General features: G+C 42.1%; 13 protein-coding genes. 5 read left to right on the forward strand and 8 right to left on the reverse strand.

The annotated features are described in order from the left end of the window. Positions 1 to 510: 510 nt before the first annotated feature. Entirely contained in the window at positions 511 to 999 is a 489-nt protein-coding gene (locus IQ276_RS17435; protein ID WP_193913395.1) for a hypothetical protein, read from the forward strand. A gap of 27 nt (positions 1,000 to 1,026) precedes the next feature. Here IQ276_RS17435 and IQ276_RS17440 read toward each other — a convergent pair whose 3' ends face one another. Continuing rightward, positions 1,027 to 3,345, reverse strand: a complete 2,319-nt coding sequence (locus tag IQ276_RS17440; RefSeq protein WP_193913397.1) for a VIT domain-containing protein — start codon at positions 3,343 to 3,345, stop codon at positions 1,027 to 1,029. Positions 3,346 to 3,462: 117 nt separating this feature from the next. Here IQ276_RS17440 and IQ276_RS17445 point away from each other — a divergent pair, with 117 nt between their 5' ends. Together IQ276_RS17445 and IQ276_RS17450 are read left to right on the forward strand one after the other, a co-directional pair. Continuing rightward, positions 3,463 to 4,539, forward strand: coding sequence for a hypothetical protein (locus IQ276_RS17445; RefSeq protein WP_193913399.1), 1,077 nt, complete (start codon positions 3,463 to 3,465; stop codon positions 4,537 to 4,539). A gap of 242 nt (positions 4,540 to 4,781) precedes the next feature. Further along, a complete protein-coding gene (locus IQ276_RS17450) occupies positions 4,782 to 5,357 on the forward strand; it encodes a PEP-CTERM sorting domain-containing protein (protein ID WP_193913401.1) in 576 nt (191 codons plus the stop codon). A 200-nt stretch (positions 5,358 to 5,557) separates the two neighbouring features. Here IQ276_RS17450 and IQ276_RS17455 read toward each other — a convergent pair whose 3' ends face one another. From IQ276_RS17455 to IQ276_RS17470, 4 genes are all read right to left on the reverse strand, one after another. Next, positions 5,558 to 6,622 (reverse strand): tetratricopeptide repeat protein, encoded by a 1,065-nt coding sequence (locus tag IQ276_RS17455; protein WP_193913403.1) that lies wholly within the window; start codon positions 6,620 to 6,622, stop codon positions 5,558 to 5,560. 70 nt (positions 6,623 to 6,692) lie between these two features. Further along, positions 6,693 to 7,403, reverse strand: a complete 711-nt coding sequence (locus IQ276_RS17460) for a 16S rRNA (uracil(1498)-N(3))-methyltransferase (protein ID WP_193913405.1) — start codon at positions 7,401 to 7,403, stop codon at positions 6,693 to 6,695. After that, a complete protein-coding gene (gene sir, locus IQ276_RS17465; protein ID WP_193913407.1) occupies positions 7,403 to 9,319 on the reverse strand; it encodes a sulfite reductase, ferredoxin dependent in 1,917 nt (638 codons plus the stop codon). Before sir ends, IQ276_RS17460 begins: the two co-directional genes overlap by 1 nt. A 429-nt stretch (positions 9,320 to 9,748) precedes the next feature. Beyond that, positions 9,749 to 10,288, reverse strand: a complete 540-nt coding sequence (locus IQ276_RS17470) for a putative outer membrane beta-barrel protein (RefSeq protein WP_190881617.1) — start codon at positions 10,286 to 10,288, stop codon at positions 9,749 to 9,751. A 391-nt stretch (positions 10,289 to 10,679) separates the two neighbouring features. Between IQ276_RS17470 and IQ276_RS17475 the strand changes: the two genes are divergently transcribed. Then, positions 10,680 to 11,621, forward strand: coding sequence for an ADP-ribosylglycohydrolase family protein (locus IQ276_RS17475; RefSeq protein WP_193913409.1), 942 nt, complete (start codon positions 10,680 to 10,682; stop codon positions 11,619 to 11,621). A gap of 87 nt (positions 11,622 to 11,708) precedes the next feature. Then, complete coding sequence (locus IQ276_RS17480) at positions 11,709 to 12,650, forward strand: ADP-ribosylglycohydrolase family protein (protein ID WP_235115744.1); 942 nt, start codon at positions 11,709 to 11,711, stop codon at positions 12,648 to 12,650. A 149-nt stretch (positions 12,651 to 12,799) separates the two neighbouring features. Here IQ276_RS17480 and IQ276_RS17485 read toward each other — a convergent pair whose 3' ends face one another. The 3 genes from IQ276_RS17485 to IQ276_RS17495 form a co-directional block, all read right to left on the reverse strand. After that, entirely contained in the window at positions 12,800 to 13,798 is a 999-nt protein-coding gene (locus IQ276_RS17485) for a helix-turn-helix domain-containing protein (RefSeq protein ID WP_193919230.1), read from the reverse strand. Between the two features lie 21 nt (positions 13,799 to 13,819). Next, on the reverse strand, positions 13,820 to 14,674 hold the full coding sequence (locus IQ276_RS17490; RefSeq protein WP_190881614.1) for a hypothetical protein: 855 nt from the start codon (positions 14,672 to 14,674) through the stop codon (positions 13,820 to 13,822). A gap of 140 nt (positions 14,675 to 14,814) precedes the next feature. Further along, complete coding sequence (locus IQ276_RS17495; RefSeq protein ID WP_073639925.1) at positions 14,815 to 15,477, reverse strand: Npun_F0813 family protein; 663 nt, start codon at positions 15,475 to 15,477, stop codon at positions 14,815 to 14,817. Positions 15,478 to 15,802 lie beyond the last annotated feature (325 nt).

A 15,802-nucleotide genomic window follows, 5' to 3' on the forward strand; every position in this document is an offset into this window, starting at 1 on the left:
AATTGAAAATTCAAAATCTGTCCGCGCAGCGTGTCGTAGACAAGATAGGGGCTTGTACCCATATCGGTAAAATCTAAAATCCAAAATTATTTCACTTTTATAGGTACATACTGCTCTACAAACTGAAGTTGTTGATTTTCGGATTCTCGAAAAGATTTTTAGCAAAACTTAAGATGCTTAAGAATTATTTTTTGTAAAAAATTTAACTCAGTGTATAAGTGAAGCAGCTGTCCGAATCATTGAACAAAGAAATGTTAATTTTTGTGAAGCTTGCTTTCAGAATCTTGCTCTTAGTTACAGTAAAATTTAATAATTAGTTCTCGGTGTATGTAGCTGGCAAGTGCTTGCAACGAAGCATTTATCCTGTAGTTTTACTACAATGTTCATTAAACACAAGCCTATAAAGGTTGTCACCAGGATAGGGTGACGCAAAGCAGAAAATGTAACATTTTGTCGTAATTTTTAACAATTACGGTCAAGTTTCAAATATAAAAGGCAGGAGTAATTGTAATGGGTTTTATCAAAAATTTGATTTCAGGTATTCTGGGTTTGCTAGGCGGTATTTTGGGTTTCGTGACTGGCTTGTTACCAGGGAAAGGGAAGAAAACAAGCAGCGGTTACTTTTTAGAACTAGAGGAAGCCGCTAGTGGTTCCAAACCAGCGCCTCAACCAGCAGCATCCAATGGTAAAAAGGCTGCAAAATCAGCAGCTAAAGAGCCAGCAGCATCCCAGCCTGCGAAAAGCTCTGAAGCTGATACTGCGAAAACCACCAAAGTTGCCCAAACAACAAAAGTAGAAGCTTCTCAAAATGGCAAAGCTGCTAAAGCTGAACCCGCTAAGGCACCAGCAGCAGCAACAAAGACACCAACTGAAACTACCTTTGCGCCGAAGTATCTAGCTCCTTCGGCTGGTGGCTCTAATGGTCGTCGGCGTCCAGGGGCGAACATGAATTCTTACCTAGAACTAGCGCGTCAGGTTAAAACCCCTGCTAATAAGTAGAGACGCCAAATTTGGCGTCTGTGCTTATTAAACGTGAATACGTAAGGTTAAGATAACTTTAGCAGTTGTAGATTGGGGAACTCTCCAAGTGAGGAGCGATCGCTTAATATTCTCCACTACAGCTGCATTTTTTTGGGTTGATGCTTGTTCATCCAACATTATCCCCGTTACCCGACCTTTTTTGACGGTGAACTCAAAAACGATTTCACCACCAAAGCCTGGGGGTAAATTTATTTGTTCTAAGTGTTGGGTTAAGTCAGCAATTGCCGCTTCATGCAAACCAGTAACGCTGACGACTTCTAACTGGTGATTGATGGGTGCGTCTGATATTTCACCTTTTTCCATTTCTTGGAAATCAAAGGTGTTGTTCACGGAAATATCCGCTTTTTTGGCTACTGGGGATTGTGGCGATCGCCTTTGCCGGAGAAAATCTGGTGCTTCTGCTGGCGCTGCTGCCATTGGGAGTGTTATTGCACGTTCAAAGGCACCAGGCGGAGGACTGGCAAACACTGCTTCGTAGCTAACTGCTTGCGGCATTTCTACCGGGACTTGCATAGACAGATATTCGCTTCTTGGTTCAACTCGCACGTCATCACTGACAGCAACAAAAGCGGTGTATTGAGAAAGCAGTTGATAAGTTAAAGCTGTTTCTGTAACTGCTTCGACACCAGCTTTCGTTTCAAAACTCACCATTTGATTCATCAAATCTTTAATACAAGCACGTCCCCATAACTGCGCTACAGCAAGATTTCCTGTTTCTTCAAATATGAGGTGAAAGGTTTTTTGATATTGCTTACCGCCCGCAGCAATGCCGGAAATTTGCAGATTACCGCTAGCTTTATCCTGTTGGCGACCAAACAAAACTAATGGTTGTTCGCAAAATAAATCAGGCGTTATCTTTGGGTAAATCACAGGTGATTCTGCGTTACCTTGCCAAGAGATTTGAATATTCGTAAGTACAGGATTGTTGATTTGTTTGTAGAACTTTTCAGCAACTTCTTCTGTGGGTTCATCATGACGAATAATTCTAGATATTCCCCGGCCGATTTCGGCGATGCGATTCAGTAAAAAACGGTTGACTGAACTACCAGCACCAAAGCTGTAAAGGCGATTTCCCACTTGGAGGTGCTGTTGTACCTCTGCCAAAATCTCATTTTCGTTGCCAATATAGCCATCGGTGAGAAGTACGACACTGCGTAATCTGCCGATTGGTGTGGGGAAATTGATGGCTGTACGAATGCCACTGAGCATTTCTGTACTACCAGCAGCTTGTAAATTGTTAATGTAAGCGATCGCCTTAGCACGATTTTCTGGTGTATTCGGTAGAGGTTTCTTTGATAACTGTCTGACTTTATTGGAAAAATCGAGAATTGTAAAAGTATCGTTGGGATTTAACCCATTAATAAATCGCCGCATCAATTCTTGACACTTTTGCAACGGATCTCCAGATTGGGAACCGGAAGTATCCACCAAAAATACGACATCTTTGGGGACAATTTCATCAGTAGAATATTCCAAAGCTGGAATTAGATAAATTGCAAAATGTCCGCCGCGATCGTCTGCTTGGGTTAATACTGTGGATTGAGTTTCTGCGCCAGAAACTTGATAGCGGAGAATTAAATCTTTGTTGGGAATTGTATCTTCTCCAGCTAATTGAATCCGCACAATTTGACTTGAATGTTCAATTTTTAATTGATGGGAAGGAGAACGCACTTGAGAAATTGGTAAACCTGCATCAATTTCCACTGTGACATGAATATCGTGACGGCTACGCATTCCTTCTGGAACTACAGGCGGTGTAATGCGAGAAGCATCAGGAACTCTATCTGTGTCACCGCTATTATCTATGGTTGTTCCGGGAATATATCTTGGCCCCACCACCATCGGGAAAACAAACTCGTAGTTTCCCGCCTCAAATTTTAAACTTTCAGTGTAACGAATTGTGACATCAATTTGTTCGCCAGGTTTGATGTTAGCCAGAGATTGGGTAAAGATGTTGTCTCGTTCCTGTTCTAAAAGTCCTGCGGTGCGTCCCTCTTGTTTTGCCTTTTCATAGATTTGTTGCGCTTCTTCACGTTTTTTAATATTACCTTTGATAGTGCGATCGCCTATTTTGATTTCCATGTCATCCACCGCCGCCTCATCGGGTAACGGAAAGATATACACCGCTTCTAAAGGCTGTGTGAAGGGATTTTCAAAGCTTTGAATCACCTCAACTCGTGACAAATTACCTGCAATTTTTGCTAGAACTTCCGTATGCTTGAGGGGAAAAACTAGCTGTTCTCCTTCAGGGGATTGGACGTACAAACCCCCTAACTGTTGGTTTTTAGCACTTACTGTATTCATAGGTTTGATCCTTTGTGTGGAACATAACCCTAGAGTAGCCAAAGCAACAAGTAACTGTAACCTAACCACTCTTAGGAGTTTTGTTAGGATATGGAGTAGAAGCTGATACATCCAACAATGACACCAGTTCCCCAACCGTTTACACAAGCTGAAAATGACTGGAATTTAGCAAGCTTGTACCAAGATCTCGCCTCTGCAAAACAGCAACTTTCTGGTAAACCCAAACAACTGACACCATTGGAAATAACTTGTCTGAAGGGATTGCTTTGTGGTTATAGTCCTAGTGAAATAGCTGCTGCAATCAATCGGGAAGTTAGAGGCTTAAGAGTTGATTTATCTAGAGGATTGTATCGCTACATCGAAGTACTAACTAAGCGACCTTCTAATACTTTAAAAGACTGGAGAGAAGTTACTGACTGGCTAGCAAAAGCTAACTATAAAACTAGTTTTTCTCATCTGTCTTTCCAAAACAATGATTCGTTAATCAAAATTGTTGATATTTCCCTAGAAGCCTCTGTTAATTCTTGTGTCATTGATTTAAAAGTCCGTAATATTGGCAATCAGGTTGCTTTTTTGAAAAATGCTAAATTTTTATTTTATAACGTTTGGATGCTGAAAAGTTGGGTTTTACCTAGACTTGAAATAAATTATGAGGGAGTTTATCCACCAGCACCTGCTATAGCGACGCAGCGGAGTAGAACTGTTCCACCTAGCTGTGATTACCAAGTTTATTTACCAGCAACTTTAAATTTTGACATTGCTTTACCATTGAATTTAAATACACAAGCAGAAATTGTTTATATTGAAAATTTTAAAATTTCTCAGTGCGTGAGTTCTAATGATGTAGATAGATTTACGTTCACTTTATTTTTGCCAAAAACTGAGCAAGAATTGTCTATCAATGACCAGTCAACGTATTTTATACGTACCTCATATATTTATAACTTTAAATTAGAAATTATTTATGATGAAGATAATAAGAGTATTCAATCTTCTGACTTAATTATTTTGTTGGAACAAAAATATCCTGAGAATATAGAGACACGAGAATTTATCGCAGAATCTGATTCCAAAGTTCCCACCGAGATGAAAAAATGGAGTCAGGATAATTTAGAGTTACTGACGGCAATAGCCAAAATCAAAGGTGTTATGAGTTCATCACTAAATTATTTAATAAAAATAGCAGTGCGTTAAGCTAAAACCTTAATGCACCGTACTTAATATTTACTATATTTAATAATCTTTCTACAGAGATTAGAAATGATATTCATTTACAAAATTAAGATTGAGTAAAGTAATTTACTATTGATTTTACTTATGATAAATAAAAGTTACTAGTAACAGCTAAAACTAACTTATTAGCTGCAAAGGTGAGCCTCTGAAATTACATAGGTTTTAGAAAAAGGTAAACGATTAAAAAAGGACGCTTTTTTTCCATGAATCAAGTTCGACCCCCCAAAGTTCGCGTCGCCCTGATTGGTTTCGTACTAGCAAGTGTATTTCATGCTACTCCCGTGTTGGGAGCTATTCTAACTAGACAAGAATTTTCGGGTGATTTTACCTTAGTCGATGCTAGCCCATTCCTTACGAACTTTTTGCCAGAGACGAGTGAATATTCGGGATTTGTGGTTTACGCAGAGAACGGGACTTTGAGCGATTGGGAGCTTAACGTCAACAATCTAGACCTGAATTTGAATCCAGGCTCTACTTTAGGCAGCTTAACCCCAAATGTCAATTTCGACCTTTCTTCTGGGTCAAATTGGAATTTAGTGGTTGATTTTGGCATTGCTTTTGATGCTCCTAGATATAGCTTACAAAGAACCTCAGCCTCGGAAATTAGCTTCACGGGTGAATTGGGACTAGCGGGAGGATACATTTATAAAGATCCCACTGCCAATATTACCCTGAGTTCTTCTAATACATCGATACCCGAACCCACTTCCCTACTAGGTCTATTGTTTGGAGTCGGTGGGATTGCTGTGTCTAGAAAAGCTGGTGAGACTAAAGCTTAAATTTAGCTTAAGAAACACAAACTAAATCTGAAAATAAGAACCTTGCTTGAACGAAAGCCAGGTTCTTATTTTATAGATAATGATGATAAATAAGGCTTAAAAAAGCGTCAATTGTTTTGATAGCAATGTCATCAACCATTGGTATTCTAGGCTTAATTTACCTGGTCGGGAAAGTTTTTTATTTTATAGTTATCTAGGAATTATTTAACAAATACTAATCCACTATATAAATGAAAAGCGGAGTCCCAATTAGTCTGCTCTCTACGAAATAGGTGAATGTGAGATTCAATTTGACCCAGCATTTCTCTTTGATCTAATGCTGTATCTGCAAAGGGTGTGAAATCTGACCAAGTTTTGACTTGGGGTAGTTGCTGGTCAATCCAATTTGATAAAGTATTCCAATTAATTCTGATTGTATTTTGGTTAGCTTGAGGAATGATTTCTAAACCTTGCTGAAATTCATAGCCGTTATCATAAAATCGCAGAATACAACGTCTACCAGGTAGGTGTAAATCACAAAAATGAGCATAGTCTTGTGTTTGAGTTTTTCGTTCCAGCTTGCGATGGGCGTCAACATCTACAACTTGTTCAAAAATAGGCAAAAGCCCCACTACTCGTGCTGTGACTTCTGACCAATCAAAGGTTAAAGAACCGAGTTGATTTACCTGGTTGCTGCAAATAATAGTAGCTTTGAGTTGAGATTCTGAAAAATATTTGACTTGAAAAACTTGAATTTGTTGAATGGCGTTTATTGTTGTCCAAAAACAGGGAATACCAGCTTGCTGTAGCTGTTCACCGTAAAATTTTAGTTCTCCCACTTGTCCAGTGCGGTATAATCTCCAGCCACGACTCGGTAGCATTAGCCGTGCGCTATAAGGATCTGTTTGCATAATCTGGGCAAATTTTCGAGATGCTTCTGTTTTCAGTTCGTTATTGAGAGGTTCTAAGATTAATACGCCAAGTTCGGTGTTAGTAGGTTCCGATGTTGCTTTAGCAATAGCCCGTTGTCTTTGTTCTTGCTCAATTTCTTGCAGCCGCCGCAAACCTTGTCGTGCTAGCGTCACTATTCTAGTATTCGTCGTATCTCGCAGCAGTTGCCGATAAATTTTTTCCGCATCCTGGTACTTTCCAGATACTTCATGCAACCGACCGAGATAAAATTGCACCCAAGGATGTTCCGGCGATTCTTTTTGCAGCTGTTTGAGTAATTTAGCAGCTGTTTGATAGTCTTTATTGTCAAAGGCGATCGCAACTTGCTCAATCATGTTTCAATACACACTAGAGTAATCTCTCCCGCCTCTGCGCCTCTGCGCCTCTGCGTGAGCTATAACTCATTTATACTTCACAAGCTGCGGTAATCAAGGATAATGCTACCACTGGCGCTGTCACTGCTCTGAGAATGCGACGACCAAGGGAAACAGGTTGAAATCCAACTGCGATCGCATTTTCAACTTCTTGTGTTGTCCATCCGCCTTCTGGCCCAGTTGCAATGACAATTGTCTCTTGTCCTTTGTGCTGTAAGCAATCTTTTAAATGGGGAGAATCGCCACGAGCCACACAGATATATTGCTGGCTGTTAGTCACTGATAACAAACCAGTGCTAAAAGCAACAGGTTCTAATATTGTCGGTACGAATGAGCGCTCTGATTGCTCGGCGGCTTCCGCTGCGATGCGCCGCCAGCGTTCGAGTTTTTGAGGACTGGGATGAAGCAAAGTGCGATCGCTCAACACGGGTGCAATACAAGTTACTCCCAATTCCGTACAACTCCGCACGACTTCATCGAATCCATTGCCTTTAGGCAACGCCATCATCAGTGTAATTGATACAGGTAATTCCGTCTCTACTGAGAGTAATTCTAAAACTTGTGCTTGTTCCCCAGCTAACTGCGCCAACCACGACTTTCCTTGACCATCCATTGCAATAAAGCGATCGCCTTCACGTAAGCGCAACACCCGCCCCAGGTAATGTTGTTGCTCTTTGGTGAGCAAAATTTGCTGTTGTTGGAGTTGAGAGGGGGCGATCGCTATTCTTTGCAGTTGAGACATTAGGAAAGATTCTGGAAGTAAGCTTCTAAGGCTTCGGTTACCAACTGAGTCATTGGCTTACCTTGGCTGTCGGATACTTCCTTCAACTTGCCATAAATATCAGCCTTCAGATTTACCCGGTGGCGTGATTTGTTCGCGCCATTAGCTGTACCAGGTTCGTAGGTGGCGCTAAATTCGCGGATGGCATCAAAACCAACGCGATCGCAAAAATCACCAAAGCTTTCTTTCGATTTCCGTGATTTCTTAAAGTAAACAAAAATTGGCTCTAGGAAGCTTTCCAAGTCATTATGGTGCAGCTTTTCTGTGTAAGGTTGCGCCAATCGTGTTTGATTTGGTGAACCACCTAACCACAATTGGTAACTTTCTGGGGCGCTACCCACAAAGGCCAATTCTGCCATGTAGGGACGAGCGCAGCCGTTGGGACAGCCTGTCATCCTTACCACAAAATGTTCTTTTTGTAAACCTAATTTATTCAGCAGAGCGCGAATTCGCTCCAAAATCCCCGGTATTGCCCGTTCTGATTCGGTAATTGCCAAGCCGCAGGTAGGCAAAGCAGGGCAAGCCATTGCATAGCGTTCTAAAGGTTCAATTTTACCAGGGTCATCTCCGACACCGTGACGGCTGAGAATTTCTTGAATGGCTTCTTTTTTATCTGCTTCGATATCGTAAAAAATCAAATTTTGGTGGGGCGTTAGGCGGATGGGCAAGTTAAATTGCTCGACAATTTCCCGTAAAGCGGTTTTCAGTTGAAACGAACCTTCGTCTTTAATGCGACCATTGTCAATTGAAATTCCTAAGAATAGCTTGCCATCGCCTTGTTCGTTCCAGCCGAGGAAATCGTGATATTTCCACTCTGGCAATGATTTCAAGGGTGTAAGTGGTTTGCCAAAGTATTCTTCAACTTGAGCGATGAATTTATCTACACCCCAATCGTTGATTAAATATTTTAATCTGGCGTGACGGCGGTCAGTGCGATCGCCATAATCTCTTTGAGTGGCTACAATCGCTTTCACTATATCGTAAACGTCTTCTTTGGCTACATAGCAAATTGGATCTGCTAACCTAGCAAAAGTTTCTTCTTTATTGTGTGTTCTGCCTAAGCCACCGCCAGCAAAAATATTAAATCCTTCTAATTCTCCCTTCTTATTGGTAATTACCACCAACGTCAGGTCTTGGGAATATAAATCAACCGAATTATCTCCTGGTACTGTCACGCAAGCTTTGAACTTACGGGGCATATAGTGGGTGCCGTAAATCGGTTCTTCGTTGTCATGAATAATTGTGCCATTGCCATTGCGCGATCGTGCCGCCGTCACCTCTGGATTTTCTTCGCCGCTAATTACCTTTTCCCCATCTAACCAAATTTCGTAATAAGCGCCTGTTTGTGGTGAAAGCAAATCAGCAATATTCTGGGCATAATCCCAAGCATACTGATACTCTGGGCGATTTTTAAACGGGGCTGGTGGTGCCATCACATTGCGGTTGATGTCGCCGCAAGCTCCCAAAGTCGAACCCAGGTTGTTGACAATAGTGGCAATTGCTGTTTTAAGATTCTTCTTTAAAATTCCGTGCAGTTGGAAACCTTGACGGGTAGTGGCTCGTAAAGTGTGGTTACCATACTCATCAGCCAGTTTATCTAAAGCCAGATACAGCTGCGGCGGTACCAAACCACCGGGGTTTTTTGTCCGCAGCATAAACTGGTAATCTTTTTCCTGTCCCTTAGTGCGGTTGTCGCGGTTATCCTGTTGATAAGAGCCGTGAAACTTCAACAGCTGCACTGCATTTTCCGTAAAATGAGTAGTGTCTTCAAGAATCTCAGTTGCTACAGGTTCACGCAAAAAATTACTATTTTCCTTAATGACTTCTACTTTAGAAGGCTTACGGCTAGCGACGGGGGAAGGAGCAGATTTAACCATGAGAGTTGTATAGTATTCTCAATAAAGCATTTGTAGATGCCGAAGTAGCAAGATATGAGTATCCTTTCGGCTAGTTTATCCCCGGTAATCCGGCCGGAATAATGAGGAATATTCTGATTTTAACACGGCAAAAGTCGGCTTTCTCAGTGATCTAACACTTAACAAAACCAGTTCTTGAGAGTGCCTAGTACTGAGTAAAGTATAGAGTGATTGAAGACTCCTGAGTTCGATTTAACGAAAAAAGAGTTTTTTCTCGATAACTGTAGCGGTTTTCCATTGCCTGAAATACACACAATAAGTAGGGTAGCACAGCTGTGCTACCCTACTCTCAACATTTATCTTCACTCAGGTGATACTGACGACGTTTTTTTCCATTCAGCACTCAGCCAGAAATCCTAGCTCAGGCTTGCTGACTGTTTTAGTCATCTTTTATTTGAAGCTATAGCCAATACCAGCGTTGATGCTAACAGCAGGAGTATCGCTATTTTGATAAGCATTAATTCCTACTTTGGCATTAGTATAGAGGAGGAAATTGTTAGCAACTTCAGATTCAACACCAGCACCTAACACCACTGCATCTTTGTTACCTATAGGAGTTGGGGAACCATCTTTCTCTACAAAAGAATAACCACCAGTTAAATAGGCATTAGTTCTATTAGCAATGGGCACATCCAGAGAAACTTCTGGGATAATGGCACTAGTTTTATCACTCCAGAGAACATTACCCCGTGCAGAAAACGGCGTATTTCCTAATTTCACCCGAGCTGCGACATTACCACCAAATGTGGCATCATCGTTAATACCTTGTCCGCCGCTAGTAACGCCAGCTGCAATACCAGCACCGACGTAACTAGCATCAGTGCCCTTTTTGGTTTCCGCAGAAGCTTGACCAGGTGATAGAAGAACAGGAGCAATTACTAAAGAAGATAATGCAGAAATTGTTAGTAAAGACTTGAGCAAGCGTTTCATAATTGTGACCAAATTTTGTATTTTTTACTGTTATATTCCCAGTCGAAAACCCAGTAAAAATGTTCCAGATAATTCTGGAATTTTCTTAAGTAACTGTTGGTATTGATGCACCAGACTTAAGAACAATTAGCTGAATAATTTTGAGCAAAATGCTATAATTACACTTGCTTTTTCTGAGATTCCGAATTTATTATCTTAAAAACAGACGCTTTTAAAAGTGGCATAGTTATGGGAACTCAAAATTAACCGCAATTCAGTCGAACAACAGCCACTGAACTGACTTTCTCTGACCTTTTCACATAGGATGAAAAAGTAGCCTGTAGCATCTGTGGCAACAAACTAGAGAGTAAATCTATAAAGTTAATTTTTAGCAATTATTGGAGATTGAATAATGCTAACCGCTGCAAAAACGTTGTCTGGTTTGATGGGTTTATGTGTCGGTGATGCATTGGGTGTGCCAGTGGAGTTTACTAGCCGTGCAGAACGAGTCAAATCTCCAGTGACGACAATGTTGGGTTATGGCACATGGAATCAACCGCCGGGAACTTGGTCAGATGATAGTTCGTTAAGCTTTTGCTTGGCAGAAAGTCTTTGTAGAGGGTATTCGCTGGAGGCTATAGCTAATTCCTTCTGGCGCTGGTACAAGGAAGCTTACTGGACTCCCCGTGGCGATGTGTTTGATATTGGTCAAACGACTCATACAGCATTGATGCGGCTGAAACAGGGAGTTGTAGCCCACCAGGCGGGCGGTAAAGTTGAAAATAGTAATGGCAATGGTTCGTTAATGAGAATCTTGCCGATGGCTTATTGTCATAGAAGCTTAACTTTAGGCGAATTACTGGCGCGGGTGCATGATGTTTCAGGGATTACTCATGCCCATAGGCGATCGCAAATGGCCTGTGGCATTTATATTAGTATTGCAGTGTCCTTACTCGAAGGCGCTGACCTGCAAACCGCTTATCTCCAAGGATTACAAGATATCCAAACAATTTATTCGGTGCGGGAATTTTTGTTGGAAAAGCCGCATTTTGGCAGAGTTTTCAGTGGTGAGATTGCCAAGTTACCAGTGGAAGAGATTAATTCTGGTGGCTATGTGATTGATACCTTAGAATCATCACTGTGGTGTTTATTAAATAGCTCATCTTATTCGGAAGCGGTACTGAAAGCTGTTAACTTAGGCGGAGATACAGATACTACTGCCGCCGTCACCGGTGGGTTAGCGGGAATTTACTACGGCGTGGAAAATATTCCCCGACAATGGATGAACCAAATTGCCCGTAAACAGGACATTATCTACTTGGCAGAACGTTTTGCCAGGGCTGTTTACAGTTAGTTTGGAATTAGAAATTATACCAAGCGTTTGATAAGCGGCTTTTCGCAAGTAAAATCAGTTGTAGAAAAGTTTCATGCTGGTTGAACAATGCTAACCACTGAAAAAACGTTGTCTGGTTTGATGGGTTTATGTGTCGGCGACGCATTGGGTGTGCCAGTGGAGTTTACCAGCCGTGCAAAACGAATAAAATCTCCAGTCACATCTATGTTGGGTTATGGAACTTGGGATGTTCCTGCTGGTACGTGGTCAGATGACAGTTCGCTGACCTTTTGTTTGGCAGAAAGTCTTTGTGAAGGATTTTCACTGGATGCTATAGCCAATTCCTTCTGGCGCTGGTATCACGAAAGTTACTGGACAGCTCAAGGCGAAGTATTTGACATCGGTAACACTACATTTCTGGCAATTGTGAATTGGAAACAGGGAGCTTCACCTTTAAAAGCAGGTGGTAACACTGAAAATAGTAATGGCAACGGTTCTTTGATGAGAATCTTGCCGATGGCTTATTGTCACAGAAACTTAACTTTCAACGAATTGATTTCACGAGTACATCAAGTTTCTTGTATTACCCACGCTCATCTCCGTTCGCAAATGGCCTGTGGCATTTATATTAGTATTGCAGTGTCCTTACTCGAAGGCGCTGACCTGCAAACCGCTTATCTCCAAGGATTGCAAGATATCGAAACAATTTATTCGGTGCGGGAATTTTTGTTGGAAAAGCCGCATTTTGGCAGAGTTTTCAGTGGTGAGATTGCCAAGTTACCAGTAGAAGAGATTAATTCTGGTGGCTATGTGATTGATACCTTAGAATCATCACTGTGGTGTTTGTTAAATAGCTCATCTTATTCGGAAGCGGTACTGAAAGCTGTTAACTTAGGCGGAGATACAGATACTACCGCCGCCGTCACCGGTGGTTTAGCGGGAATTTACTACGGTGTGGAAAATATTCCCCGACAATGGATGAACCAAATTGCCCGTAAACAGGACATTATCTACTTGGCGGAACGTTTTGCCAGGGCTGTTTACAGTTGAAGGGAGTGGGGAGTGGGGAGTAGGGAGTGGGGGATGAGGGGGATGAGGGGGATGAGGGGGATGAGGGGGATGAGAGAGAAATAAGCAATCTCCAAGTCCCCCAGTCTCCCAGTCCCCAGTCCCCACTCCCCAATCCCCACTCCCCACTCTTAAACCGTAGACAAAGAGTAGACTTGACCATCAATCAACAGTCGCGTGATTCCCTTGGCTTGGAGATGAGTACGAGCCTTATGGAGCATTTTACTATCGGGGACTTTAATCACGCGATCGCGTTTGGTAGAAAAGCGCTTAGCTACGCGATGGTTATCAAACACCGGCAGGGTTCTTTGCTGGGTTTCCAGGTTGGGAATTTGCCCCAAGTCGCCAAAATCCTTGAGAGGCCGCGTAATTAATTCCGAAGAACGGTCAATCACCAAATAGCAAGTTTTCGGCAAATGGGCTGCCGATAGTGGTAAAACTTGAACTGATGCTTCACCTGGTCTGCGTTTTGTGACTAGAGGTCTTAACTCATCAAAGTCATCTTCCTCGAAGTCATCTTCCTCCTCAAAGTCATCATCTTCTAAATCGTCATCTTCCAAATCCTCCAAATCTTCTGATTCGTCTAGCAAGTCTTCTCCCAGCATCTGTGCTATGACAGTTGCTTCTGGACGTTCATCCTTGAGTCTGGGGCTAGGGACACTTGCTATTTCCAGAGGTTTTGGTTCTGGAGTTTCTAATTTTTCTGTGATTCGTAGCTTCGGTTTTTCCGTCGCTGAGGGGCGTCGCCGCACCCGTCTGCTAGCAGCATTTAAATCATCGTCAGTATCTTCTGAGTAGGGTTCCTCCTCTACTATTATCCGACGCACCTGCGGTTCAACCTCTACCACTTTGGGCTGGCTGTCGCTAGGTGGAACTTCGATTTCTGGCTCTGGTTGACTCAGCAGCGGTAACTGCTCATAGTTTACCTGTGCCCTACCCTCAGGAGTCCTGGCAGCCCGCTTTAAAGAGACTAAGTATTCATACTCGTCTTCTGGCAAAGTGCTTTTCAGCAGGCGACTAATTGTCGAGTTACTTACACCATAGCGGTCTGCTAAAGTTGAAGTTGTTTCGGCACTTTCTCGATATAACTTCAGAATTTCTTGTTTGTCAGAGTCTGTTAATTTTCTCACGGTAGATACCAAAAATCTTTGCTAAGCTCGTTTTCGTGTGCTGGTACGCCGCGTTCGTCTGAGTGATGCGTCATATTCTAGGGCGGCGCCCATGCCAAATAACACTCCACTAAACACCCAAAACACTTCTAATATCTCTCCACTTTGATAATTAGTAAACCCGTCAGCGTATTTGAACCACATATCTGCAATGTAGAGCGAAAAGGCCGCCGCGGCAATCATTCGCCAAGACTGGGAAACTCTTCCTCCCCAAAAGGCTAACAGCAGAGTGGTAGCAATAATTAACAGAACTACGTCGCTAACTACGTAAAACCAATTCAAAATAGCGACTAACAGTTCCGAGGGTGCTTCCTGTTGCATAGAAATCCACCATGCTAACAAACTACCGAATAAAGCAATTGCTAACACAATTAGCCACTGCCATTTTTCCAGATTGATTCGCCTGGAAGCCACAGCTAAAATCATGCCTGCGCCAAGTAACAGATAACTCAATACAAAAAATATATCGCCTAAAGACACATCCGGTTCTTGTTTTAAAACTATTTCGGTATACCCGAAAATTATCCCTCCAACGAAATAGGAAAGCATACCCAAGCCAATAGAGAGCCAAACGTTCCGACCACTGACGATTTGCGGACTAAGCCAGTTCCTCAAGCATAAGATACCTGCGCCCAAATAAGCTAAGGCTTCAAAAATATTTGTGCCAATCACATACCACTCGGCTCGGCTTTCTATGCCATCGGCTGCGGGAATTTTGGCACTAAACAACAAAAAGTATAACAGTGCCAGTACGCCCCAACCAACATTAGCCAAAACAATGTTCTGAGTGGTGAAAATCGATTTAGGAACCAAGGAATTGTCGTAAGAGTTATTCATAAGGCTTGACTATGTAGATGCACTCTGGCAGTATTTTGAGTTAAAGGATCGTATAACTAGCAGTTTGTCTGCCACACAATACACAATTGGACACAAAAAACAAGTGCCAGTAGTAGGAACTTTTGGAAAAAACTTCCAGACTATTGCCATAGTTTACCCAGTGCTGATTGATTTAGCCAAGTGATAAACAGCGATCGCTCTGCTTCTGGCATATCTTCTAACTTATAAATCACTTGTTTGGTAAAGTTAGCGTTACCAAAATACGACTTGCCTAGTCGATGCAATTCTTGCAAAAGGATAACTACGTGATTTTCTTGCCAGGGAGGCAGTTTGGGTGCAATCAAAGGATTGGTAGATACCAAAGATTTAACTGTTTCTGGAGGAGATGCTTGGGGAAATTGCTTTTGCTGAAATACCTCCGCAATATCTTTCTCAAATAATGCAGCTTGCCTAGCACCCAAAAACTCTTCAATGTCGATATAAACACCTTGCAACAGTAAAATACACCCTTGGATCAAAATCCCGGTTTTACCATGACTACCACCTGTGTCATTACCCAACTGTTCTAAACGGATTTTGCCCCAAACGCTAAAGCGTTCCGGTTCCTCCAGTAAAACACAGGCTTTACCCCGGTTATCCGTTAATTCTCTCCATAAGGCTCTAGCTTCTTCTTCTTGACTAGCTTTAAAGACACTAATCAAGCGAAAAGTCTGCCCTTGATAATCTAGGATCGGCACCTGCTGATCCCGTTTTGGGTGCTGAATGCTTGATATTTCAACATCCTGCCGTTTGAGAATAAACATGGCACTAGCAAATAACTCCTCACAGGGGCATTCTTAATATGGAATATATAATGGCATTTGGCAGCATCGCCAAGGCTGAAATTACCTAGCGTGCTGTAAAAATGGACTAAGCCGAGCGATCGCTAGATACTTCACCAGAGTAAGCTGCCCAGAAAGACTCGGGCTAGGGTAAACAACCCCTTGACAACACAATATATCTAACCAATACCCCATCTACTTCGTTTTTAGTGTACATTGAATAACTAGCGACTTGGATCTTAGCCTTGCTAGTGATAAATCTGCAATTTTCCATTGCTTCTTAGTCTGGTAAAGCGATATAATAATT

Origin of the sequence: Desmonostoc muscorum LEGE 12446 (assembly GCF_015207005.2) — a bacterium.
Classification (GTDB): Bacteria; Cyanobacteriota; Cyanobacteriia; order Cyanobacteriales; family Nostocaceae; genus Nostoc; species Nostoc muscorum.

What these genes read in the sequence shown, in the direction of transcription:
- IQ276_RS17445 (WP_193913399.1), top strand. Translation starts at nt 3,463, where the DNA reads ATGACACCAGTTCCCCAACCGTTTACACAAGCTGAAAATGACTGGAAT.
- IQ276_RS17450 (WP_193913401.1), top strand. Translation starts at nt 4,782, where the DNA reads ATGAATCAAGTTCGACCCCCCAAAGTTCGCGTCGCCCTGATTGGTTTC.
- IQ276_RS17475 (WP_193913409.1), top strand. Translation starts at nt 10,680, where the DNA reads ATGCTAACCGCTGCAAAAACGTTGTCTGGTTTGATGGGTTTATGTGTC.
- IQ276_RS17480 (WP_235115744.1), top strand. Translation starts at nt 11,709, where the DNA reads ATGCTAACCACTGAAAAAACGTTGTCTGGTTTGATGGGTTTATGTGTC.
- sir (WP_193913407.1), bottom strand. Translation starts at nt 9,319, where the DNA reads ATGGTTAAATCTGCTCCTTCCCCCGTCGCTAGCCGTAAGCCTTCTAAA.
- IQ276_RS17440 (WP_193913397.1), bottom strand. Translation starts at nt 3,345, where the DNA reads ATGAATACAGTAAGTGCTAAAAACCAACAGTTAGGGGGTTTGTACGTC.
- IQ276_RS17470 (WP_190881617.1), bottom strand. Translation starts at nt 10,288, where the DNA reads ATGAAACGCTTGCTCAAGTCTTTACTAACAATTTCTGCATTATCTTCT.
- IQ276_RS17490 (WP_190881614.1), bottom strand. Translation starts at nt 14,674, where the DNA reads ATGAATAACTCTTACGACAATTCCTTGGTTCCTAAATCGATTTTCACC.
- IQ276_RS17495 (WP_073639925.1), bottom strand. Translation starts at nt 15,477, where the DNA reads ATGTTTATTCTCAAACGGCAGGATGTTGAAATATCAAGCATTCAGCAC.
- IQ276_RS17460 (WP_193913405.1), bottom strand. Translation starts at nt 7,403, where the DNA reads ATGTCTCAACTGCAAAGAATAGCGATCGCCCCCTCTCAACTCCAACAA.
- IQ276_RS17455 (WP_193913403.1), bottom strand. Translation starts at nt 6,622, where the DNA reads ATGATTGAGCAAGTTGCGATCGCCTTTGACAATAAAGACTATCAAACA.
- IQ276_RS17435 (WP_193913395.1), top strand. Translation starts at nt 511, where the DNA reads ATGGGTTTTATCAAAAATTTGATTTCAGGTATTCTGGGTTTGCTAGGC.